Annotated in this window: 23 protein-coding genes and 1 pseudogene; 12 read left to right on the top strand and 12 right to left on the bottom strand. The window is 51.5% G+C overall.

Going from position 1 to position 20722, the window contains the following annotated elements:
• Positions 1-38: 38 nt before the first annotated feature.
• From tyrS to anmK, 4 genes are all read right to left on the bottom strand, one after another.
• Positions 39-1313, bottom strand: coding sequence for a tyrosine--tRNA ligase (gene tyrS / locus OGY71_RS12930; protein ID WP_003029168.1), 1275 nt, complete (start codon positions 1311-1313; stop codon positions 39-41).
• A gap of 126 nt (positions 1314-1439) precedes the next feature.
• Positions 1440-2096, bottom strand: coding sequence for a pyridoxamine 5'-phosphate oxidase (pdxH, locus tag OGY71_RS12925; RefSeq protein WP_003029169.1), 657 nt, complete (start codon positions 2094-2096; stop codon positions 1440-1442).
• Between the two features lie 59 nt (positions 2097-2155).
• Positions 2156-2485, bottom strand: coding sequence for a C-type lysozyme inhibitor (gene mliC / locus OGY71_RS12920; protein WP_003029170.1), 330 nt, complete (start codon positions 2483-2485; stop codon positions 2156-2158).
• Between the two features lie 87 nt (positions 2486-2572).
• Positions 2573-3694, bottom strand: a complete 1122-nt coding sequence (gene anmK, locus OGY71_RS12915) for an anhydro-N-acetylmuramic acid kinase (RefSeq protein ID WP_003832781.1) — start codon at positions 3692-3694, stop codon at positions 2573-2575.
• Between the two features lie 274 nt (positions 3695-3968).
• Between anmK and slyB the strand changes: the two genes are divergently transcribed.
• Positions 3969-4436: an outer membrane lipoprotein SlyB gene (gene slyB / locus OGY71_RS12910; RefSeq protein ID WP_003029175.1), complete on the top strand. Its 468-nt coding sequence runs from the start codon at positions 3969-3971 to the stop codon at positions 4434-4436.
• A gap of 46 nt (positions 4437-4482) precedes the next feature.
• On the opposite strand, the gene slyA is transcribed toward slyB, so the two are convergent.
• On the bottom strand, positions 4483-4923 hold the full coding sequence (gene slyA, locus OGY71_RS12905) for a transcriptional regulator SlyA (RefSeq protein ID WP_122973940.1): 441 nt from the start codon (positions 4921-4923) through the stop codon (positions 4483-4485).
• 192 nt (positions 4924-5115) lie between these two features.
• On the opposite strand from slyA, the gene OGY71_RS12900 reads away from it, so the two are divergent.
• The 3 genes and pseudogenes from OGY71_RS12900 to OGY71_RS12890 all read left to right on the top strand — a co-directional run bounded on the left by OGY71_RS12900 (position 5116) and on the right by OGY71_RS12890 (position 8255).
• Positions 5116-5352, top strand: a complete 237-nt coding sequence (locus OGY71_RS12900) for a DUF1656 domain-containing protein (protein WP_063941548.1) — start codon at positions 5116-5118, stop codon at positions 5350-5352.
• A gap of 2 nt (positions 5353-5354) precedes the next feature.
• The gene (locus OGY71_RS12895) at positions 5355-6218 is read left to right on the top strand and encodes an efflux RND transporter periplasmic adaptor subunit (protein WP_032934449.1); all 864 of its coding nucleotides are present in this window, start codon (positions 5355-5357) and stop codon (positions 6216-6218) included.
• Positions 6215-8255 (top strand): annotated as a pseudogene (locus tag OGY71_RS12890) (FUSC family protein). Before OGY71_RS12895 ends, OGY71_RS12890 begins: the two are co-directional and overlap by 4 nt.
• Here the strand turns inward: OGY71_RS12890 and sodC are convergent.
• The 3 genes from sodC to OGY71_RS12875 form a co-directional block, all read right to left on the bottom strand.
• Positions 8231-8755 carry a superoxide dismutase [Cu-Zn] SodC gene (gene sodC, locus OGY71_RS12885; RefSeq protein ID WP_003832772.1) on the bottom strand — a complete coding sequence of 175 codons (525 nt, stop codon included), beginning with the start codon at positions 8753-8755 and terminating at the stop codon, positions 8231-8233. The pseudogene OGY71_RS12890 and the gene sodC overlap by 25 nt on opposite strands.
• A gap of 81 nt (positions 8756-8836) precedes the next feature.
• Positions 8837-9733 (bottom strand): aldo/keto reductase, encoded by an 897-nt coding sequence (locus tag OGY71_RS12880; protein WP_148362018.1) that lies wholly within the window; start codon positions 9731-9733, stop codon positions 8837-8839.
• Positions 9734-9782: 49 nt separating this feature from the next.
• Positions 9783-10022, bottom strand: a complete 240-nt coding sequence (locus OGY71_RS12875) for a DUF1289 domain-containing protein (RefSeq protein ID WP_003832768.1) — start codon at positions 10020-10022, stop codon at positions 9783-9785.
• 101 nt (positions 10023-10123) lie between these two features.
• Here OGY71_RS12875 and OGY71_RS12870 point away from each other — a divergent pair, with 101 nt between their 5' ends.
• From OGY71_RS12870 to rnt, 4 genes are all read left to right on the top strand, one after another.
• The gene (locus OGY71_RS12870; RefSeq protein ID WP_286613387.1) at positions 10124-10723 is read left to right on the top strand and encodes a TetR/AcrR family transcriptional regulator; all 600 of its coding nucleotides are present in this window, start codon (positions 10124-10126) and stop codon (positions 10721-10723) included.
• A 54-nt stretch (positions 10724-10777) separates the two neighbouring features.
• Complete coding sequence (locus OGY71_RS12865; protein ID WP_063941544.1) at positions 10778-11875, top strand: alkene reductase; 1098 nt, start codon at positions 10778-10780, stop codon at positions 11873-11875.
• Between the two features lie 97 nt (positions 11876-11972).
• A complete protein-coding gene (gloA, locus tag OGY71_RS12860; protein ID WP_003832762.1) occupies positions 11973-12380 on the top strand; it encodes a lactoylglutathione lyase in 408 nt (135 codons plus the stop codon).
• A gap of 95 nt (positions 12381-12475) precedes the next feature.
• Positions 12476-13123: a ribonuclease T gene (gene rnt / locus OGY71_RS12855; protein ID WP_003029200.1), complete on the top strand. Its 648-nt coding sequence runs from the start codon at positions 12476-12478 to the stop codon at positions 13121-13123.
• A 53-nt stretch (positions 13124-13176) separates the two neighbouring features.
• Here rnt and grxD read toward each other — a convergent pair whose 3' ends face one another.
• Positions 13177-13524 (bottom strand): monothiol glutaredoxin 4, encoded by a 348-nt coding sequence (grxD, locus tag OGY71_RS12850; RefSeq protein WP_003832760.1) that lies wholly within the window; start codon positions 13522-13524, stop codon positions 13177-13179.
• Between the two features lie 334 nt (positions 13525-13858).
• On the opposite strand from grxD, the gene OGY71_RS12845 reads away from it, so the two are divergent.
• Both OGY71_RS12845 and sodB read left to right on the top strand, forming a co-directional pair.
• The gene (locus OGY71_RS12845) at positions 13859-14689 is read left to right on the top strand and encodes a C40 family peptidase (protein WP_003832759.1); all 831 of its coding nucleotides are present in this window, start codon (positions 13859-13861) and stop codon (positions 14687-14689) included.
• A gap of 127 nt (positions 14690-14816) precedes the next feature.
• Positions 14817-15398, top strand: coding sequence for a superoxide dismutase [Fe] (gene sodB / locus OGY71_RS12840; protein ID WP_003029205.1), 582 nt, complete (start codon positions 14817-14819; stop codon positions 15396-15398).
• Between the two features lie 39 nt (positions 15399-15437).
• Here sodB and OGY71_RS12835 read toward each other — a convergent pair whose 3' ends face one another.
• A complete protein-coding gene (locus OGY71_RS12835) occupies positions 15438-16607 on the bottom strand; it encodes an MFS transporter (RefSeq protein WP_286613386.1) in 1170 nt (389 codons plus the stop codon).
• A gap of 175 nt (positions 16608-16782) precedes the next feature.
• Positions 16783-16872 carry a cytochrome bd-I accessory subunit CydH gene (gene cydH, locus OGY71_RS12830; protein ID WP_003029209.1) on the bottom strand — a complete coding sequence of 30 codons (90 nt, stop codon included), beginning with the start codon at positions 16870-16872 and terminating at the stop codon, positions 16783-16785.
• Positions 16873-17169: 297 nt separating this feature from the next.
• On the opposite strand from cydH, the gene purR reads away from it, so the two are divergent.
• Positions 17170-18195, top strand: a complete 1026-nt coding sequence (gene purR, locus OGY71_RS12825) for an HTH-type transcriptional repressor PurR (RefSeq protein ID WP_003832757.1) — start codon at positions 17170-17172, stop codon at positions 18193-18195.
• Here the strand turns inward: purR and punR are convergent.
• Positions 18192-19124, bottom strand: coding sequence for a DNA-binding transcriptional activator PunR (punR, locus tag OGY71_RS12820; protein WP_003029215.1), 933 nt, complete (start codon positions 19122-19124; stop codon positions 18192-18194). The two genes, purR and punR, sit on opposite strands and share 4 nt — an antisense overlap.
• Before the next feature lie 112 nt (positions 19125-19236).
• On the opposite strand from punR, the gene punC reads away from it, so the two are divergent.
• Positions 19237-20442 carry a purine nucleoside transporter PunC gene (gene punC, locus OGY71_RS12815; protein ID WP_003832754.1) on the top strand — a complete coding sequence of 402 codons (1206 nt, stop codon included), beginning with the start codon at positions 19237-19239 and terminating at the stop codon, positions 20440-20442.
• Positions 20443-20722 lie beyond the last annotated feature (280 nt).

Genomic DNA, 20722 nt, shown 5'->3' with positions numbered 1-20722 from the left:
AAAGGGGCGTAGTTTCCCACGCCCCTGCTAACTCAATCTTACTTCCAGCAAATCAGACAATAGTTCTTCTTGCCACGGCGCAGTAAGGTATAGCGCCCGAACAGGATATCACTCTCCTGGAAGAAATATTCCGGATCGGACTGCTTCTCACCGTTGATGGTTACCGCGTTTGACGCAATGGTCTTACGTGCCTGACCGCGAGAAGGCTGCAGCTCAGAGTCCACCAGCGCCTGCATCAAATCGGCACCTTTGTCCATCTCGATCATCGGCACGCCATCCTGCGCCAGCTGTTCGAAATCTGCTTCACTCAAATCGCTGAGATTGCCGTTGAACAAGCTTTCGGTAATGCGTTTTGCCGCGACCAGACCTTCTTCACCGTGAACCAGACGCGTAACCTGTTCGGCCAGAACATACTGGGCACGCGGCGCTTTACCGCTGTTTTTATCTTCTTCTTCCAGCGCATTGATCTCTTCAATGTCCATGAAAGTGAAGAATTTCAGGAAGCGATAAACGTCCGCATCGGCGGTGTTGATCCAGAACTGGTAGAATTTATACGGACTGGTTTTCTTCGGATCCAGCCACACTGCGCCGCCTTCCGTCTTACCGAATTTGGTGCCGTCAGCTTTAGTAATCAGCGGAACGGTCAGACCAAACACCTGATTCTGGTGCAGACGACGGGTCAAATCGATACCCGAAGTAATGTTACCCCACTGATCAGAACCACCAATCTGCAGTGCCACGCCGTGCAGTTTGTTCAGGCAGGCAAAGTCATAACCCTGCAGCAGGTTGTAAGAAAACTCGGTAAAGGAGATCCCCTGATCGTCACGGTTCAGACGCTGCTTAACCGCTTCTTTGTTGATCATCTGGTTAACGGAGAAGTGTTTGCCGATATCGCGCAGGAAAGTCAGTACGTTCATACCGCCAAACCAGTCGTAGTTATTCGCAGCAATCGCCGAGTTGTCGCCACAGTCGAAATCGAGGAACGGTGCAACCTGTTTGCGGATTTTATCCACCCACTCCTGCACGGTGTCTTCGGTATTCAGTTTACGCTCGGCGGCTTTAAAGCTCGGGTCACCAATCAGACCGGTTGCGCCACCTACCAGTGCAACAGGCTTATGGCCTGCCTGCTGGAAGCGTTTCAGGCATAACAATGGAACCAGATGCCCCAAATGCAAGCTGTCAGCGGTAGGATCGAAGCCGCAATAGAGCGCGATCGGGCCTTGCGCCAGTCGCTCAGCTAACGCTTCCTCGTCCGTCACCTGGGCCACCAGCCCCCGCTCTTGCAATTGTTTAATCAAGTTACTGCTTGCCATCAAAATCTCCATGTATAAAACGACTGCACCTTTGCCGGTACACGACTTTTCGCCTGATGCGAAAGAAACATAGAATAAAGCGCCGGATTGATCAGCACCAGCGCTTAAAACAAGAAATTTGCATCTTTAGGGGGCCAGGCGATCAATTTTCCACGCGTTATCTTCGCGTTGGTATAAAAAACGATCGTGCAGACGGTTTTCACCGCCCTGCCAGAACTCCATTTGTTCAATACTCACGCGAAAACCGCCCCAGAAACTGGGCAGAGGAACTTCCCCTTGCTGAAACTTCTGCTTCAGTTCGAGGAATTTGCTTTCGAGAATACCGCGCGCGGAGATCCGACTGGATTGTTTTGAGACCCAGGCGCCAATCTGACTGTCGCGTGGGCGACTGTGGAAGTATTTCACCACTTCGAGTGTGGAAAGACGCTCTGCCTTTCCGATCACCATCACCTGCCGTTCCAGCGTATGCCAGGGAAATAAAAGGCTGATGCGTGGATTTTTCTCGATCTGATGCGCCTTACGGCTGCCAAGGTTGGTATAGAACACCAGCCCTTTGTCATCATAATGTTTGAGTAACACGATACGCTGATAAGGCTGGCCATTTTCATCAACGGTCGCAACGACCATTGCGGTGGGATCGGCCAGTTTGGCATCACAGGCTTGCCCCAGCCAGCGCTCAAACAGCGCAAGGGGTTCGGCGGGAAGATCGCGGCGGCGAAGACCGCCTTTCGTGTATTCACGGCGCAGATGCGCGATTTGCTGCAATTCGTCGTTATCAGACATGATGTTTGGCTACGGATTGTCAGTGGGTGACGCTATTGTGCGCCGCCCAAGTGAAAATCTCAACGCTTCGGGTTCTGTAACTGACAGTTATTTAGCACAATTCTGTCTCGTTTATAGACCGTTGCCTCGTCGCCTTTAGACCAAAATACGTAGATACCATCGGTATAACGTGCACCTGATGCCGACACGCCCTGTTTGAGGTTCAATAGCTGATTATCATAAACAAAGCTTGCCGTCTGGCGGGTATTGTTCAGCTTCACGGTCAGCGGTTTTTCGTCGCAGCGGTATTCAAGCGTATCCGTTTGCATACGCTCGACAAATTGGTTGTACACACTACAACCGCTAAGCAGTACGGGCAGACACACTAACAACAGTTTTTTCATAGCCATATCCTGAAGACTTTCCTGGTCCTGGAGGGTAATGGCACCCTCCCTAATATCCTTAGTTTACCGGCATACCGCGCTGAATAATTTCAGTTAACTCTGAGTTCGCGGATTGGCAGGATAAATTGCCCCTAAAACACTCGGCTCTGACGCCCCAGTCACAGACGGTAAATTTCCCGGCAATCCGGCCAGTGTTCGCCACGCCAACCATGCAAAGGCTAACGCTTCCATATCATCACCGCTGATCCCGGCTTCATCGGTTGAGGTGACCTCTGTACCCGGTAATAATGCCGCCAGACGCATCATCAGCAGTGGATTACGACTGCCACCACCACATACCATGAGTCGATCACAGCCGCCGCTTAACAAGACCTGCTCTGAAATGGTTACTGCCGTCAGTTCGGCAAGCGTCGCCTGTACATCTCGTGGGCTAATTCCCGGAAACTGCGCCAGATGACGCTCTATCCAGCCGTAATTAAAATACTCACGGCCGGTGCTTTTCGGCGCAGGCGCGGAAAAATAAGGGTCGTTAAGCATATTCTGCAGTAACGGTAAGATCACCGTTCCTGAAATGGCCCACTGCGCATCTTTGTCGTAGGGCTGGCCACATTGCCTCCAGATCCAGGCATCCATCAGCATATTGCCCGGCCCGGTGTCGTATCCGCGAACGGGTTGTTGCGGAATAAGCAGAGACAGATTGGCAATCCCGCCGATATTTAACACCATTCGCCGTTCCGTTGGATGTGCCAGCAGTGCCTGATGAAACGCAGGAACGAGCGGTGCACCCTGCCCGCCAAGGGCGATATCACGTCGACGAAAATCGCCGACTACGGTTATCCCGGTACGCGCGACAATCTGGTTGTTATCACCAATTTGCAGCGTGTGCGGCGCAGCACCGTTCGGTTCATGCCACACGGTTTGCCCGTGACAACCAATCGCAACGATATCCTGCGGTTTCAATTTTTCTTGCACCAACAGCGCATTCACCGCCTCAGCAAATAGATAACCGAGCTGTGCATCTAACTGACCAAACTGAGAAAGTGTAAGCTGCTGCCCCTGACAGATATCCAGAATCGCTTGTTTAACATGAATGGGGATGGGCCAGGTCAGACTCGCCTGCTGCGCAACCATCGTTTCATCTATTGTCGCCAGCACAACATCGACGCCATCAAGGCTGGTTCCAGACATTACACCGATAAAACGGCCCGATTTCATAGGTCATCCTTTTAAGCAAATTAGCCTTGACACTCAACCATAAAGTGTCGACTAATGCCATGCTTCCTTAATGATTTTTGGTGGCTAATCATTACAATGATCGTTTAATTACATCAATTACATGAATGATTCGTTTATACTCGGTTGATCCAATTTCGGTTAAGATTTTCATATTGTTCCAGTAGAACATGTGACCTTAGGCTCACAAATGCCATATAATTTAACCATGAAGGGTGTTTTATTAGCGTTTCGTGGTGACAAAGGAGATTTGTAAATGATTAAACGTGTGCTGATTGTTTCATTAATGGGCGTATCTTTAGCGGGTTGCGTTAACAATGATAGCCTTTCAGGCGACGTATATACCGCATCCGAAGCGAAACAAGTTCAGAACGTTACCTACGGTACGATTGTTCATGTTCGTCCGGTGCAAATCCAGGGTGGCGATGACGCAAACGTGATTGGTGCTATTGGTGGTGCGGTACTCGGCGGGTTCCTTGGTAACACCGTCGGCGGCGGTACGGGTCGTTCATTAGCGACGGCTGCAGGTGCAGTTGCCGGTGGCGTAGCGGGTCAAGGCGTACAAGGTGCGATGAATAAAACCCAGGGTGTGGAACTGGAAATCCGTAAGGATGATGGTAATACCATCATGGTGGTTCAGAAACAGGGTGCGACCAAGTTTTCAGCCGGCCAGCGCGTTGTTATGGCTAACAACGGCAGCCAGGTTACCGTGTCTCCACGCTAATCGAATTCACGTGTGGTCAGGCTCTGGCCACACGTAACTTATCGTTTCAATCCTGTGACTGCAGTTCAATAATATTGTGTTCGAGTTTGGCAACCAGCTTAATCAGCAGATCAATTTCCTCAGCTGAAATCCCTTCCAGAATTTCTCCACGTGTTTTGTTGATCACCGCTTCCATATCAGCGATCAGCGGCTCAGCCTTCTCTGTCAGTTTAATTCTCTTAGCTCGACGATCGCTGGCGCAAGTCTGTCGTGAAATGAGTCCCTTTTCTTCCAACTGGTCAAGCGTACGTACCAGCGAAGGCTGCTCGATGCCAATCGCTTTAGCCAGCTGAATCTGCGATTGATCCGGCGGCAACTGATGAATGTTGTGCAGCGTAACCCAATGCGTCTGCGTCAACTCCAGAGGTTTCAGGCGATGGTCAATCAGAGCACGCCAAATGCGCACCAACCGTGCCAGATCAGAACCTAATGGCGATTCCAATTTCATCTCCTTATAATTAGCTTGCTAAGTTATTGTGCTGATTTTAGAATAGTGTGCAGCATTTGTATTCCCAAAACAAATGTATTGCCAAATTTGCTTACCGGCTGACATTTTTTCAGACATTATGCGTTACAGAGACTCATTGTCTCTTTTTTGCTAAACCTATAGCAATGCTCTCTTCCGTCAAGGATTTTGCCCGTGAAGTTTATATTTAATGCAACAGGATTGCCCCTACAGGATTTAATGATCGGCGCATCTGTCTACTTCCCTCCTGTTTTCAAGTCGATTGTAGCAGGATTTATTCTCTGGCTGGTTGTTCATCGCCTGCTGCGCGACTGGATTTACTCCGGCGAAATCTGGCATCCCCTGCTAATGGATCTGTCACTCTTTACGCTTTGCGTATGTCTGGCCTTTGTTATGCTGATAGCGTGGTGATTATGTCGCTTAAAACCGTTAAATACTTCTCCACTATTATAGTCGCTGCAATCGCAGTTTTCGCCGGATGGTGGATGTGGAATTACTATATGCAATCGCCCTGGACACGTGATGGCAAAGTACGTGCTGAGCAGGTCAGCATCACGCCGCAAGTGTCAGGCAGCATTAGCGAACTCTATATAAAAGATAACCAGTTTGTGAATAAAGGCGATGTCCTTTTTATTATCGACAAGACGCCATTTCACATTGCTGAACTGAATGCGCAAGCGCAACTGGCAAAAGCGCAGTCTGACCTGGCGAAAGCCAATAACGAAGCCAACCGCCGCCGTCATTTATCGCAAAATTACATCTCAGCCGAGGATCTGGATACCGCAAATCTCAACGTAAAAGCCATGCAGGCAAGCGTTGAAGCGGCTGAGGCCAGTTTGCGCCAGGCCCAGTGGCAACTGACGCAAACGGTGGTCAAAGCCCCCGTAGCGGGTTGGGTCACAAACCTGTCTACCCGTACCGGTGATTACGCCTCAACCGGTAAGCCCCTGTTTGCCCTTGTCGACAGTCACTCTTTTTATGTGATGGGATATTTTGAAGAAACTAAGTTACGCCACATTCGCGAGGGTGCGCCCGCCCTTATCACGCTCTACAGCGGCGATATAAAGTTACAGGGTCACGTTTCCAGTATTGGCCGTGCCATCTACGATCAAAGTGTGGAAAGTGATTCCGGCCTGATTCCCGACATCAAACCCAACGTGCCGTGGGTGCGTCTGGCGCAGCGTGTCCCGGTACGCATCGAATTCGACGCCCTGCCGCGGGAGGTCACGCTGGTGTCAGGTACAACCTGCAGCGTATCCATCGGCCAGCGTAAATGAAACTGCCCCGCCTGACACCAGGCAATTTGCCGTGGTTTAAAGCCACGGCGGCACAGTGGCGTTATGCGCTGCGTAACACCATTGCGATGTGCCTCGCGTTAACTTTTGCTTATTATCTGAATCTGGATGAGCCCTACTGGGCGATGACCTCGGCGGCGGTGGTTAGTTTTCCCACCGTTGGCGGGGTTATCAGCAAAAGTCTGGGTCGCGTGGCGGGTAGCCTACTGGGAGCCACCGCCGCATTGATTATTGCCGGTCATACTCTCAATGAGCCGTGGCTGTTTTTGCTGAGCATGTCAGTGTGGATCGGTTTTTGTACCTGGGCATGTGCGCACTTCACCAATAACGTTGCCTACGCCTTTCAACTGGCAGGTTATACGGCGGCGATCATTGCGTTTCCCATGGTCAATACCGTGGAAATTACGCAGTTATGGGATATCGCGCAGGCACGCGTGTGTGAAGTCATCGTCGGTATCCTGTGTGGCGGCGTGATGATGATGATCCTGCCCAGCACCTCCGATGGCACCACGTTACTGACTGCATTAAAAAACATGCATTCACGTTTACTGGAACATGCCAGCCTACTCTGGCAACCAGAAACCACGGATGCCATTCGCACAGCCCATGAAGGTGTTATCGGGCAGATTCTGACCATGAACCTGCTGCGTATTCAGGCTTTCTGGAGTCATTATCGTTTTCGTCGCCAGAATGCTTTGCTCAATTCGCTGTTGCACCAGCAGTTACGCATGACCAGCGTGATTTCCAGTCTGCGCAGGATGCTGCTGAACTGGCCTAATCCCCCGTCCAATACCCGGGAAATCATCGAACAGTTGCTCAGCGAACTAATCAAATCCAATGCGAATAGCTACACTGTCGCACGTATTATTGCCCCACTGCAGCCCGTCGATGCCCGCGACTATCGACACGTCGCCTTCTGGCAACGACTGCGTTATTTTTGTCGGCTCTACCTGCGCAGCAGCCATTATCTGCATTTACTGGAAAATGGTGTTACCGCCGAGCGTATTAATATCGCCCGCACGCCGGGGCTTGCCCGTCATACCGATAATGCGGAAGCTATCTGGAGCGGGTTGCGTACGTTCTGCACTTTGATGCTTATCGGCGCATGGAGCATTGGCGCACAATGGGAATCAGGCTCTGGCGCACTCACGCTCGCTGCGATCAGCAGTGTGCTGTATTCCGCCGTTGCCACACCGTTCAAGTCGCTTTCTTTGCTGATGCGTACGCTGGTTCTACTGTCGCTATTTAGCTTTGTGGTTAAGTTTGGCCTGATGGTGCAAATTTCCGACCTCTGGCAGTTTATTCTCTTTCTTTTCCCGCTACTCGCCACCATGCAACTGTTGAAGCTACAAATGCCTGCCCTGGCAGGTCTTTGGGGGCAGTTGATTGTATTTATGGGTTCGTTTATCGCGGTAACCAATCCGCCGGTATATGATTTTGCTGATTTCCTGAATGACAATATGGCGAAAATCACCGGCGTGGCGCTATCATGGCTGGCCTTCGCCATTCTGCGCCCCGGATCGGATGCACGAAAAAGTCGCCGCCATATTCGCGCCCTGCGCCGGGATTTTGTCGATCAGCTCAGCCGACATCCATCACTCAGTGAAAACGAATTTGAATCACTGACCTATCATCACGTCAGCCAGCTCAGCAACAGTCAGGATGCGCTGGCGCGACGCTGGTTATTACGTTGGGGGGTCGTTTTACTGAACTGCTCGCACGTGGTGTGGCAACTGCGTACCTGGGAGGCGCGTTCCGATCCGCTGGCTCGCGTCAGGGACGTGTGTATCTCGCTGCTGCGCGATGTAATGAGCGAGCGTGGCGTCCAGCAACGACCACTGAATGCCACACTGAATGAGCTACAGCGCATCTGCGATACGCTTGCCCACCATCATCAACCCGCTGCGCAGGAACTGTCGGCACTGGTCTGGCGGCTACACTGCTCGCTTTCACAACTCGAACAGGCGCCGCCGCCGGGCACTCTCAGTCGTTGATTATTTGATAACACCACAGGCATAGCGTGCTCCGCCACCGCCAAGCGGTTTCGGTTGATCGGACATATTATCGCCGCCCACATGAATCATCAGCGCTTTACCTTTAACCTCATCGAGCGTTTTAAGCCGCGGCGCAACGACCGGCGTTGTAGCGTTACCGTCGTTATTCACCACCAATAGCGGCAGGTCGCCCATATGACCTGCGCCTTCCGGGCCTTCATGTTTGCCGGTTTGGTGCGGATCATAATGGCCGCCAGCCGATTCTGCGGCTGAGGCTTTCCCATCTTTAATTGCCGGTTGGCAGCTGCCGTTCATATGCACATGGAAGCCATGTTCACCTGGCGGCAACGCCTTCAGATCGGGCGTAAACTCCAGCCCCTTTGCGGTTTCAGCAATAGTGACCGTACCAATCGCCTGGCCGACGCCTTGCGATGTGACCAGATTCATCGTCACTTTTTCTTCACTGGCAGCCTGCGCACCTGCACAGGCGAGTAGAGTGATAATGGCCAAACTCAAACGCTTCATAAGACCTCCGTCCAAAAGGTGTCTGATTGTTAAGTGTAAACCAGTGACACAAATTTGAACGGAGATGCGCCAAAAACGCGATTAGGGTACGTCGTAACCCAGCGCCGCTTTACGAATGCGGAACCATTGCTGGCGAGACATGTTCAGCGATTCAGACTCAATGGCAGCACGTACACGCTCTATTTTTCCTGAGCCAATAATCGGCAGCGGCTGAGACGGCAGACGTAAAATCCAGGCGTATACCACCTGTTCAATAGACTGCGCATTCAACTCTTCTGCGATCACGGCAAGCTCATTACGTAAAGGCTGGAAAGCATCATCATTAAACAGGCGACCACCGCCGAGACAGGACCAGGCCATCGGGTGAATACGTAACTGTTGCAGTTGATCTAAAGTACCATCCAACAGGAGCGGCTGATGTACTGGTGAAATTTCTACCTGGTTGGTCGCCAGAGTAAACGGCAGACGCGATTGCAGCAGCGAAAACTGTGAAGGGGTAAAGTTGGAGACGCCAAAGTGACGCACTTTGCCACTATGGTGCAATTTTTTAAAAGCGTCGGCGACATCGTCAGCATCCATAAGCGGATCGGGACGGTGGATCAGCAGCAGATCAATATGATCGGTCGCCAACAGCTTCAGCGACTCTTCTGCACTGGCAATAATATGTGCACTGTCGGTGATGTAGTGGCCCAGCGCATTTTCCGCGCGCGCCGTCGTCGCGATCCCGCATTTGGTCACAATCTGCATTTTTTCACGCAAATGCGGAGCCAGCTTCATTGCCTCACCAAACGCCGCTTCACACTGGTATCCACCGTAAATATCGGCGTGATCGACGGTGGTCACGCCAAGATCCAGATGCTCTTCAATAAAGCTGACTAGCTGGCGCGCGGACATATTCCAGTCCATCAGGCGCCAGTACCCCATCACAAAGCGAGAAAATTCCGGGCCTTGCGGCGCAATAGTAATACGCTGAACCATAGCAGCTTCCTTTTAAGTGAATGTGTCTCGAGTATACGCAATTACGCTTTTAAAAGAGTGAAGGTTGTTGCGGTTCTTCCGAAGGGTTGGCTTTGTTTGCACGTAATTTACGCATCAGGCGCTGACGACAAAGCCGCAGCACTTCCTGCTTTTGGGTATCGCTCATCTTTTGCCAGTTAAAACGCTCATCCCGACTGCGAAAACAGCCACGGCAAAAGCCGCGTTCGTCAGACTGACATATTCCGCGGCATGGGCTCTGGACGGGGAAAAACTCCAGCTGTTCGGCCACATCCCCTCCTTTAATAAGATTGATATACCTATTGAAGACGTTAACTGAATTTCTCGCAAGCGCTATTGCATTAGACCGACTGGTCTATTACACTCCTTCCCATGAACAAAATCACTGAACACGATACACGCGAACATCTGCTGGCGACTGGCGAACTGCTGTGTATGCAGCGCGGCTTCACCGGCATGGGGTTAAGCGAACTACTGAAAACCGCTGAAGTACCCAAAGGTTCGTTTTATCATTACTTTCGCTCTAAAGAAGCGTTCGGTGTCGCGATGCTGGAACGCCACTATGCGGCCTATCATCGGCGACTGGCTACGCACTTTGATACGGGAGCGGGAAACTACCGCGATCGCATTCTGGCCTACTATCAGGAAACCCTGAACCAGTTTAGCCAGCACGGCATTATTAGCGGCTGTTTAACTGTAAAACTGTCTGCCGAAGTGTGCGATCTGTCAGAAGATATGCGCACAGCGATGGATAAAGGCGCGCGGCACATTATTGTGCTGTTAGCGCAGGCGCTGGAGAAAGGTCAGGCCAGCCATTGTCTGTCTTTTGTTGGCGAGCCGTTACAGCAGGCGCAGGTACTGTATGCGCTGTGGCTTGGCGCCAACCTGCAGGCCAAGATTTCTCGTAGCGCCACTCCGCTGGAAAATGCGCTGGCGCACGTTAAAAACGTCATCACAACGCCTGCCGTTTAACAGGCGTTTTTATTTTCTTTATTACTAGACGACCGGTCTATTCAGGAGTGTCACATGTCATCTGAAAAACTGTTTTCCCCACTGAAAGTGGGTGCCATTACGGCAGCAAACCGCGTATTTATGGCGCCACTGACGCGTCTGCGCAGTATTGAGCCTGGCGACATCCCTACTCCGCTGATGGCCGAGTATTACCGTCAACGCGCCAGCGCGGGTCTTATCATCAGCGAAGCGACGCAGATTTCCGCACAGGCGAAAGGCTATGCCGGAGCACCCGGCTTACACAGCGAAGCGCAAATTGCCGCATGGAAGAAAATCACTGCTGCCGTACACGCTGAGCAAGGTCATATTGCTGTCCAGTTGTGGCACACTGGACGCATCTCTCACGCCAGTCTGCAGCCAAACGGTCAAGCTCCAGTTGCACCTTCCGCGATTAGCGCTGGAACCCGCACCTCGCTGCGTGATGAAAACGGCCTGGCAACGCGTGCCGATACCTCAATGCCACGTGCGCTGGAAACAGAAGAGATTCCGGGTATCGTTAATGACTTCCGTCAGGCGATAGCCAATGCGCGCGTGGCAGGTTTCGATATGGTTGAACTGCACTCTGCCCACGGCTACCTGCTGCACCAGTTCCTGTCGCCAACGTCTAACCAGCGTACCGATCAATACGGTGGCAGCGTCGAAAATCGTGCGCGTCTGGTGCTGGAAGTGGTTGACGCCGGTATTAAAGAATGGGGTGCCGATCGCATTGGTATTCGCGTCTCCCCGATTGGCACTTTCCAGAACGTTGACAACGGTCCGAACGAAGAAGCCGATGCGCTGTATCTGATTGAACAATTGGGCAAGCGCGGAATCGCTTACCTGCACATGTCTGAGCCGGACTGGGCCGGTGGCGAGCCGTATTCCGATGCGTTCCGCGAAAAAGTTCGCGCGCGCTTCCACGGTCCTATCATTGGTGCTGGTGCTTACACCCCAGAAAAAGCAGAAGCGCTGATCGAGAAAGGTCTGATCGACGCCGTTGCTTTTGGTCGCGCCTATATTGCTAACCCGGATCTGGTGGCGCGTCTGCAACGCAAAGCAGAACTGAATCCGCAACGTGCCGAGAGCTTCTACGGCGGCGGCGCGGAAGGTTACACCGACTATCCTACCCTCTAACGTCACAATCTCCGTTCTGACATTGATAGCGGCGTAACAACGCCGCTATACTAAAACAACATTTTGAATGTATTAGCCATTTTTGAAGGGGAAAAAGATGCGTTTACTCCATACCATGCTGCGCGTGGGTGACCTGCAGCGTTCCATCGAGTTTTATACCAACGTGCTGGGCATGAAGCTGCTGCGTACCAGCGAAAACCCTGAATACAAGTACTCTCTGGCTTTTGTCGGCTACGGTCCTGAAACCAGTGAAGCAGTAATCGAACTGACCTATAACTGGGGTGTCGACAAGTATGATCTGGGTACTGCCTATGGCCATATAGCCCTGAGCGTAGACAACGCGGCTGAAGCCTGTGAACGTATTCGCCAGAATGGCGGTAACGTAACACGTGAAGCAGGTCCAGTAAAAGGCGGCACCACAGTGATTGCGTTCGTTGAAGATCCGGACGGCTACAAAATTGAGCTGATCGAAGAGAAAGACGCCGGGCGCGGCCTGGGCGATTAATCTCCCCCTCGGGCGCAGATCGTCTGTGCCCATAGTTTTATACTCATCATTTTGCCATAATACGCGCTGCAATTTTCCCGTATTAAGAGACCCAGATGTCCGATAACGCTCAACTTTCCGGTCTGTGTGACCGTTTTCGTGGTTTTTATCCTGTCGTCATTGATGTCGAAACCGCAGGGTTCAATGCCAAAACCGATGCGCTGCTTGAGATTGCCGCCATCACACTGAAAATGGATGAACAAGGCTGGCTGATGCCGGACACGACGTTACATTTCCACGTAGAGCCGTTTGAAGGTGCCAATTTGCAACCGGAAGCGCTCGCCTTTAACGGTATTGACCCTAACAATCCGCTACGCGGTGCGGTCAGCGAATATGATGCTCTGCATGCCATCTTCAAAATGGTGCGTAAAGGCATTAAAGACAGCGGCTGCAATCGGGCGATCATGGTGGCGCATAACGCTACGTTCGACCACAGTTTCATGATGGCTGCAGCAGAACGCGCCTCACTCAAACGTAACCCATTCCACCCATTTGTAACCTTTGATACGGCGGCATTAAGCGGCCTGTCTCTGGGGCAGACTGTGTTATCAAAAGCGTGCCTGGCGGCGGGAATGGAGTTTGACGGGAATCAGGCGCACTCGGCGCTGTATGACACCGAACGTACGGCCGTGCTGTTTTGCGAAATCGTTAACCGCTGGAAACGTCTCGGCGGTTGGCCTCTTCCCGTGCCTGAAGAAGCGTAACGGCGATATAAAAAAAGCGACCATTTCAGGTCGCTTTTTTACTTCTGCTGGTATTACTCAGCGTCCGGCTCTTCGGTTTTGTATTTCGCTGCTGTTTCTTTAATCAGCTGCTGCAACTCACCGCGCTGGTACATTTCGATCAAAATGTCACAACCGCCAACCAGCTCACCATCAACCCACAGTTGCGGGAAGGTCGGCCAGTTTGCGTATTTCGGCAGTTCGGCGCGAATATCCGGGTTCTGCAGAATATCAACGTAAGCAAAGCGTTCACCACAGGCTGACAGCGCCTGCACAGCCTGTGCGGAGAAACCGCAGCTTGGCAGTTTAGGGGAACCTTTCATGTACAGGAGAATCGGGTTTTCAGCGATCTGGCGCTGGATTTTTTCGATAGTGGTGCTCATTATCTTGCTTCCTTAAACTTCTTTTACGGCAGTAGTCTGACATTGTAACGGGTCAGACAGGCAACGGAAAATAACATTTTCATTACGCGTTATTATTTTATCCCCTGACGCTAAAAGTTGCATTCACAATCTCACTTATCCCCTTCAAACATGTGGATTTGATTATCCGTTCACCAACTCAAACGTTAATTGCTGTTTTTTTTTGCGGTCGGTTACGAAACATAGTTTTAAACAAAAAAAGCTATTAACTTTCCCTCTTTCTATAGATTAGAATCATCAAGTTTTGAAAATCACACGCAGGCACGATAGACCTGCCTTACCAGAGGACTGCTCAGTGGCGCGGATAAACCGAATCTCGATCACGCTCTGTGCTTTGCTTTTTACTACACTGCCCTTTACGCCTATGGCTCATGCTTCCAAGCAGGCCAGGACGACACCTACCAATTCTCACACCATCAAAACGGTAGATAAAAAGAAAAGCGCAACAACCAGCCAAAAAACAACAAAGACCAGTAAGAAAACGGCGACAAAGACCACCAGCAAAACCAGCACCAAAACCGCTTCCTCTTCTAAAAAACGCACTGCCACTCCGGCAAAGTCGACTAAAACTGCAAATCGCCGTGGTAAAACTGCCGCAGCACAAACCGCAGCCGTTACCTGGACGGAAAAATGCACACCGCGCAAAGGTCATAAACCACGCTGCGTGAAGGTGAAAACCACTGCACCGACTACGCTTGCTGACGCACATAAAGTGAAAGTGCAGAAAGCGACTAAAACAGCTATGTCCACCTTGATGAACCAAATCGGTAAACCTTATCGTTGGGGCGGCTCCTCGCCAAGAACCGGGTTTGACTGCAGCGGTCTGGTTTATTACGCCTATAAAGATCTGGTGAAGTTCCGCATTCCGCGTACCGCGAATGAAATGTACCATCTGCGTGATGCCGCACCAATTGAACGTGGCGAACTGAAAAATGGCGATCTGGTATTCTTTCGTACCCAGGGTCGCGGCACAGCCGATCACGTCGGCGTCTACGTCGGCAACGGTAAGTTTATTCAGTCACCGCGCAGCGGGCAGGAAATTCAAATCACCTCTCTGAGCGAAGATTACTGGCAGCGCCACTATGTGGGCGCTCGTCGGGTAATGACGCCAAAAACAATTCGCTAAAAACTTACCCTACAGAACATACTGTAGGGTAAGTTCTTCTTTTGCATAACCTTTCAATTTGCTACCCTATCCTTACTCACAATGAGGCTATTGTGTGTACTCAATATAAATAATAAGGAGAGAAGCAATGTCGTTTGAATTACCTGCATTACCGTATGCCAAAGATGCTCTGGCACCGCACATTTCTGCCGAAACGCTGGAATATCACTATGGCAAACACCATCAAACTTACGTGACCAATCTGAACAATCTGATTAAAGGCACGGCGTTTGAAGGCAAATCACTGGAAGAGATCGTTCGTAGCTCTGAAGGCGGTGTATTCAATAACGCAGCACAAGTATGGAACCACACGTTCTACTGGAACTGCCTGGCACCAAACGCAGGTGGTGAACCGACCGGAAAACTGGCCGATGCAATCGCCGCTTCCTTTGGCAGCTTTGCAGATTTCAAAGCGCAATTCACCGATGCCGCTATCAAAAACTTCGGTTCTGGCTGGACCTGGCTGGTTAAAGGAACGGATGGCAAACTGGCTATCGTCTCCACCTCCAACGCAGGTACTCCGCTGACCACCGACGCGACGCCGCTGATGACCGTTGACGTATGGGAACACGCCTACTACATCGATTATCGCAATGCTCGTCCTGGCTACCTGGAACATTTCTGGGCACTGGTGAACTGGGAATTTGTTGCGAAGAACTTCGCAGCATAAAAAAGATAACGCAGAAGGACTTCCTTCTGCGTTTTTGCATTAATTCGCGGTAGTGAAAGCCTCTTCAGGCTGTCTTCTTGCGGAAATGAACACCAGCAGCAGCGCAAGACCCGCCACAATCGCCCCCATTACCGGCACAAAACTGTAGCCCAGGCCGCCAGATATTACCGCCCCACCGGCCGCAGCCCCCAGTGCGTTCCCCAGATTAAACGCGCCAATATTGACTGACGATGATAATCCAGGTGCTTCGCTGGCAACGCGCATCACACGCATCTGCAACGGTGGAACGACCGCAAACGTCGCCGCGCCCCAGACCACCATACTGACCGCCGCGCCCAACTCATTACGCGCAAGGAAAGGAATGGTCAGCATAATAACCATCAGCAGCAGTAAAAAGCCTTTTAGCGTACCGTTGACTGAACGGTCAGCCAGTTTGCCGCCAAAATAGTTACCGATCGAGAAGCCAACACCTATCAACACCAGCATCCCGGTAACAAATGCCGGTGTAGCATGAGTGATAGTATGCAGAACCGGCGAGATGTAGGTATACAGCGTGAACATCGCCCCAGCACCCAGTACGGTAGTCAGTAACGCCGACAGCACCTGCGGGCGCATAAGTACCGCCAGTTCGCTACGGACATCCGGGCGCTCTCCTGCTCCACCCTTGGGTAATGAGAAGAACAGGCTGACCATCGCAATGACGCCCAGCCCTGCAGTGGCCATAAACGACATGCGCCAGCCGATGGTTTCACCAAGCCAGGTCGCCGCCGGAACGCCGCCAATATTGGCGATAGTTAACCCCATAAACATCGTTGCCACAGCGCTGGCCTGCTTATGTTTGGGTACCACACTGGCTGCAACCACAGAACCGAGACCAAAAAAGGCTCCATGGTTAAGACTGGTCAAAATACGCGATAGCATCAGCGTGGTGTAATCCGGCGAGATAGCCGAAAGCACATTACCCAGCGTGAAAATCGCCATCAGGAATATCAAAGCATTACGTCGCGCACGATGAGACAGCAGCAATGTCATCAGCGGTGCACCTACCATCACACCTATTGCATAAGCGCTGATCAGCATGCCAGCCGCCGGAATCGAGACGTCCACACCTTTGGCAATGACGGGCAATAACCCCATTGGCGAAAACTCGGTGGTGCCAATACCAAACGCCCCGATTGCCAGCGACAGTAGAGGGTAATTGATTTTCATATTTCGACTCCGTATCGTCGAGCCGTGGCACGACATAAAATAAGAGTCAAAAGCATGACATTGATCGCAAAATTAATAAAGTTAACAAAACTGCAAAAGACTTTTGCTTATTCGCAAACAATAGAGGGGAAAAACGAGTCGAAGGGATGAGGGAGAGCTAACTCCCTCGGGGAAATCAATGCAGCGCTGCGGTCAGACCACCCGCGACGATCAAACCCAGAACAATAATGGTAGTCACTAACGAAAATTTCAGATCGGTGCTCATCAAGTTTTCTCCTTTTTATTCCCACACAAAAAGTGATATTGCGCATTTTTACACACTTGAAAGCAAAAATCTCTCACGATTTATATTGATAACTGCTTTTAACTCTTCCCCTTTTCGTTAAGATCAGACAAAATTCCACGCTTACTTGATTAGCGTACCGGCCATTGACCCCTTCCTGACGTTCCGTGTCGTTTTCCCGGCGTGCCGCAACCCTTACGTTGCGATAAGGGTGTGTAAAGGCAAACGTTTACCTGGAGTATTCTCAGGAGCTTAGGATATGGTCTGGAGTGAGATGTAATGGCAACAATTAAAGATGTAGCGAAGCGAGCAAACGTTTCCACTACAACCGTATCACACGTAATTAACAAGACGCGCTTTGTCGCGGAAGAAACACGTAATGCTGTCTGGGCAGCAATCAAAGAACTGCACTATTCTCCGAGCGCAGTTGCCCGCAGCCTGAAGGTAAATCACACCAAGTCTATCGGCTTGCTGGCGACCAGCAGCGAAGCGGCCTATTTCGCCGAAATTATCGAAGCCGTTGAGAAAAACTGTTTCCAGAAAGGCTATACCCTGATCCTGGGTAACGCATGGAACAGTCTCGAAAAGCAGCAGGCTTATCTGTCGATGATGGCGCAAAAGCGCGTTGATGGTCTGCTGGTGATGTGTTCTGAGTATCCGGAGTCACTGCTTTCGATGCTCGAAGAGTATCGCCATATCCCGATGGTCGTCATGGACTGGGGCGAAGCAAAAGCCGACTTTACCGATACCGTCATTGATAACGCCTTCGAAGGCGGTTACATGGCGGGCCGGTATCTGGTAGAACGCGGTCATCGTGAGATTGGCGTGATCCCTGGCCCAATGGAACGTAACACCGGGGCCGGGCGTCTGGCTGGCTTTATGAAAGCGATGGAAGAAGCGCTGATTAAAGTGCCTGAAAACTGGATTGTCCAGGGCGATTTTGAGCCTGAATCCGGCTATCGCGCCATGCAGCAAATTCTGTCGCAGTCTCATCGTCCGACCGCGGTCTTCTGCGGTGGAGATATTATGGCAATGGGTGCGCTGTGCGCCGCTGACGAAATGGGACTGCGCGTACCGCAGGATGTCTCACTCATCGGCTACGACAACGTGCGCAACGCCCGCTTCTTCACGCCAGCCTTGACGACCATTCACCAGCCGAAGGATTCACTGGGTGAAACGGCCTTCAACATGCTGTTAGACCGTATCGTGAATAAACGTGAAGAGTCACAGTCTATCGAGGTGCATCCGCGCCTGGTTGAGCGTCGCTCCGTTGCCGACGGTCCGTTCCGCGATTACCGCCGTTAAGCCTGTTGTGCGGGAGTCTCATCTGGCTCCCGCAGCCATTCCTTGTTCAACGTTTCACTATCCCCTAAATAGTCCAGCAGCCAACTCAATGCCGGTGACGTATCGTTCTGCTGCCATGTCAGGCAGCATGCGGCATCAGGAAAAGGGTTCTCCAGTTGCAGCGCAACCCATTTGCCGCTATCGATCCACGGTTTGGCAAAATGCGTCGGTACCATGCCCACGCACAATCCCGCGGACAAACAGGTCGCTGAGGATTCCCAGTCCGGCACGACTACGCGCTTTTGGTTGTCCAGCAGCCAGGTAATACGCTTCGGCAATGTTCGAGAGGTATCTTCGCGCACCAGTGACGGCCAGTTGCGCAACGTGTCATCACTTAGCGGTCCAGGCATTGACGCCAGTGGATGATGGCTGGCTACCACGCAGCTCCAGCTCAGCATTCCCATATCGCGGAAGGTATAGCGCCCCCCGACCGGAATGGCCTGTGTGGCACCGATGGCCAGTTCCACGCGTCCATCAGACAGTGCGTCCCACACGCCGTTAAACACTTCCTGAAAAACTAACAATTCCACATCATCAAAGTGACGGTAGAAATCCACTATCATCTGTCGGGTACGATCCGGGCGGACAATGTTATCGACGGCGATCGCCAGCTGTCCGCGCCAGCCGTTAGCAATTTGCTGACATTGCTGGCGCGTGATCTGCATTTTTTTGATAACAGAGCGGCCTTCTTTTAAAAACCACGCCCCGGCAGGCGTTAATTCAACATCCCGATGGCGTCGCTCAAAAAGTGGCACCGCCAGCCACTCTTCCAGCTGGCGCACGGTGTAGCTTACCGCCGAAGGTACACGGTGCAGCTCCTGCGCGGCCGAACTAAAGCTACCGTTACGCGCAACCGCATCAACCACTTCAAGTGAATATTCCGACCACATATTCTGCCTGCAAAAAATTTGAAATCAGTAAGCAAATATTAGCGTTTCACAGCGAGAATTACACTCACTACACTCAGCGGCATTGTTCTACTGCTAAAAAAGAGAAATGATGATGCAACCTGGGAAAGGGTTTTTAGTCTGGCTGGCAGGTCTTAGCGTGCTCGGTTTTCTGGCAACGGATATGTATCTACCCGCCTTTGCTGCTATTCAGTCCGATCTGCAAACACCTGCATCTGCCGTCAGCGCCAGCCTGAGCTTGTTCTTAGCCGGTTTTGCCGTCGCACAACTGCTGTGGGGGCCGCTTTCTGACCACTATGGTCGCAAGCCTATTTTGCTGCTGGGTTTATCTATCTTCGCACTGGGCAGCCTGGGCATGCTGTGGGTTGAAAACGCCACTGGTCTACTGGTACTGCGATTTGTTCAGGCCGTTGGCGTCTGTGCGGCATCGGTTATCTGGCAAGCGCTGGTTACCGATTATTATCCTTCACAAAAAGTAAACCGCATCTTTGCTACTATTATGCCGCTGGTAGGGTTATCTCCTGCACTCGCCCCGCTATTAGGCAGTTGGATCCTGGTACATTTTTCCTGGCAGGCCATTTTTGCCACTCTGTTTGCCATTACTCTGATTCTGATGCTTCCGGCTCTGCGTCTAAAGCCAACGGCTAAAGCACGCGATGACAGCCAGGATAAACTGACTTTCGCCACCTTGCTGCGCTCGAAAACTTACCGTGGAAACGTGCTGATTTATGCCGCCTGTTCCGCGAGCTTTTTCGCATGGCTGACGGGTTCCCCGTTCATCCTCAGCGAAATGGGTTATAGCCCAGCGGTAATTGGTCTGAGCTATGTTCCGCAAACTATCGCCTTCTTAATTGGTGGTTACGGCTGTCGTGCAGCGCTGCAAAAATGGCAGGGTCGTCAGCTGCTGCCCTGGTTACTCATCCTGTATGCCTTCAGCGTTGTAGGCACCTGGGCGACCGGTTTTATTCATCATGTTGCATTGGCTGAAATCCTGATCCCATTCTGCGTTATGGCGATTGCGAACGGCGCAATCTACCCTATCGTTGTCGCGCAGGCATTACGCCCTTTCCCACAGGCCACGGGACGCGCAGCCGCATTGCAGAATACGCTGCAACTGGGTTTATGCTTCCTGGCAAGCCTTGTCGTTTCCTGGTTGATTGCCACCCCGCTGCTCACCACCACCAGCGTTATGCTGACAACAGTATTGCTGGCTGCTGTGGGTTACAAAATGCAATCGCAGAAAACTGACGCCCCGCAAACAGATGATCATGCGCAAGTTGCCCACGGAGAGTCGCACTAATAATGGTTGCGGGCATTTAGTTAGCCCGCTAACAATTATCGGTTGAATCGTCAAAAATTCAGGCATATACTGATTTTCAGTTGTTAAAAAAACGATAATTTTAATGCGTTAACGGGGACAAGAACGTTCCCGTTTTACCACGGATGGCCTTTTCGGCAAGGGTTTCTCCCTTCCTCTGTTCTACGTCGGATTATAGATTCGCGGATTAATTCCGTGAGATTTCTCACAAAGCCCAAAAAAGCGTCTACGCTGTTTTAAGGTTCTGATCACCGACCAGTGA

The sequence above is a fragment of the Citrobacter sp. Cpo109 genome, from assembly GCF_030332565.1.
GTDB lineage: Bacteria > Pseudomonadota > Gammaproteobacteria > Enterobacterales > Enterobacteriaceae > Citrobacter > Citrobacter portucalensis.
The sequence above is the reverse complement of the archived record's forward strand: the minus strand, read 5'-3'. Positions and strand labels throughout refer to the sequence as shown.

Coding starts and splice junctions, on each gene's coding strand:
- tyrS (WP_003029168.1), bottom strand. CDS start 1,313: ATGGCAAGCAGTAACTTGATTAAACAATTGCAAGAGCGGGGGCTGGTG.
- pdxH (WP_003029169.1), bottom strand. CDS start 2,096: ATGTCTGATAACGACGAATTGCAGCAAATCGCGCATCTGCGCCGTGAA.
- mliC (WP_003029170.1), bottom strand. CDS start 2,485: ATGGCTATGAAAAAACTGTTGTTAGTGTGTCTGCCCGTACTGCTTAGC.
- anmK (WP_003832781.1), bottom strand. CDS start 3,694: ATGAAATCGGGCCGTTTTATCGGTGTAATGTCTGGAACCAGCCTTGAT.
- slyB (WP_003029175.1), top strand. CDS start 3,969: ATGATTAAACGTGTGCTGATTGTTTCATTAATGGGCGTATCTTTAGCG.
- slyA (WP_122973940.1), bottom strand. CDS start 4,923: ATGAAATTGGAATCGCCATTAGGTTCTGATCTGGCACGGTTGGTGCGC.
- OGY71_RS12895 (WP_032934449.1), top strand. CDS start 5,355: ATGTCGCTTAAAACCGTTAAATACTTCTCCACTATTATAGTCGCTGCA.
- sodC (WP_003832772.1), bottom strand. CDS start 8,755: ATGAAGCGTTTGAGTTTGGCCATTATCACTCTACTCGCCTGTGCAGGT.
- OGY71_RS12880 (WP_148362018.1), bottom strand. CDS start 9,733: ATGGTTCAGCGTATTACTATTGCGCCGCAAGGCCCGGAATTTTCTCGC.
- OGY71_RS12870 (WP_286613387.1), top strand. CDS start 10,124: ATGAACAAAATCACTGAACACGATACACGCGAACATCTGCTGGCGACT.
- OGY71_RS12865 (WP_063941544.1), top strand. CDS start 10,778: ATGTCATCTGAAAAACTGTTTTCCCCACTGAAAGTGGGTGCCATTACG.
- gloA (WP_003832762.1), top strand. CDS start 11,973: ATGCGTTTACTCCATACCATGCTGCGCGTGGGTGACCTGCAGCGTTCC.
- rnt (WP_003029200.1), top strand. CDS start 12,476: ATGTCCGATAACGCTCAACTTTCCGGTCTGTGTGACCGTTTTCGTGGT.
- grxD (WP_003832760.1), bottom strand. CDS start 13,524: ATGAGCACCACTATCGAAAAAATCCAGCGCCAGATCGCTGAAAACCCG.
- sodB (WP_003029205.1), top strand. CDS start 14,817: ATGTCGTTTGAATTACCTGCATTACCGTATGCCAAAGATGCTCTGGCA.
- OGY71_RS12835 (WP_286613386.1), bottom strand. CDS start 16,607: ATGAAAATCAATTACCCTCTACTGTCGCTGGCAATCGGGGCGTTTGGT.
- cydH (WP_003029209.1), bottom strand. CDS start 16,872: ATGAGCACCGATCTGAAATTTTCGTTAGTGACTACCATTATTGTTCTG.
- purR (WP_003832757.1), top strand. CDS start 17,170: ATGGCAACAATTAAAGATGTAGCGAAGCGAGCAAACGTTTCCACTACA.
- punR (WP_003029215.1), bottom strand. CDS start 19,124: ATGTGGTCGGAATATTCACTTGAAGTGGTTGATGCGGTTGCGCGTAAC.
- punC (WP_003832754.1), top strand. CDS start 19,237: ATGCAACCTGGGAAAGGGTTTTTAGTCTGGCTGGCAGGTCTTAGCGTG.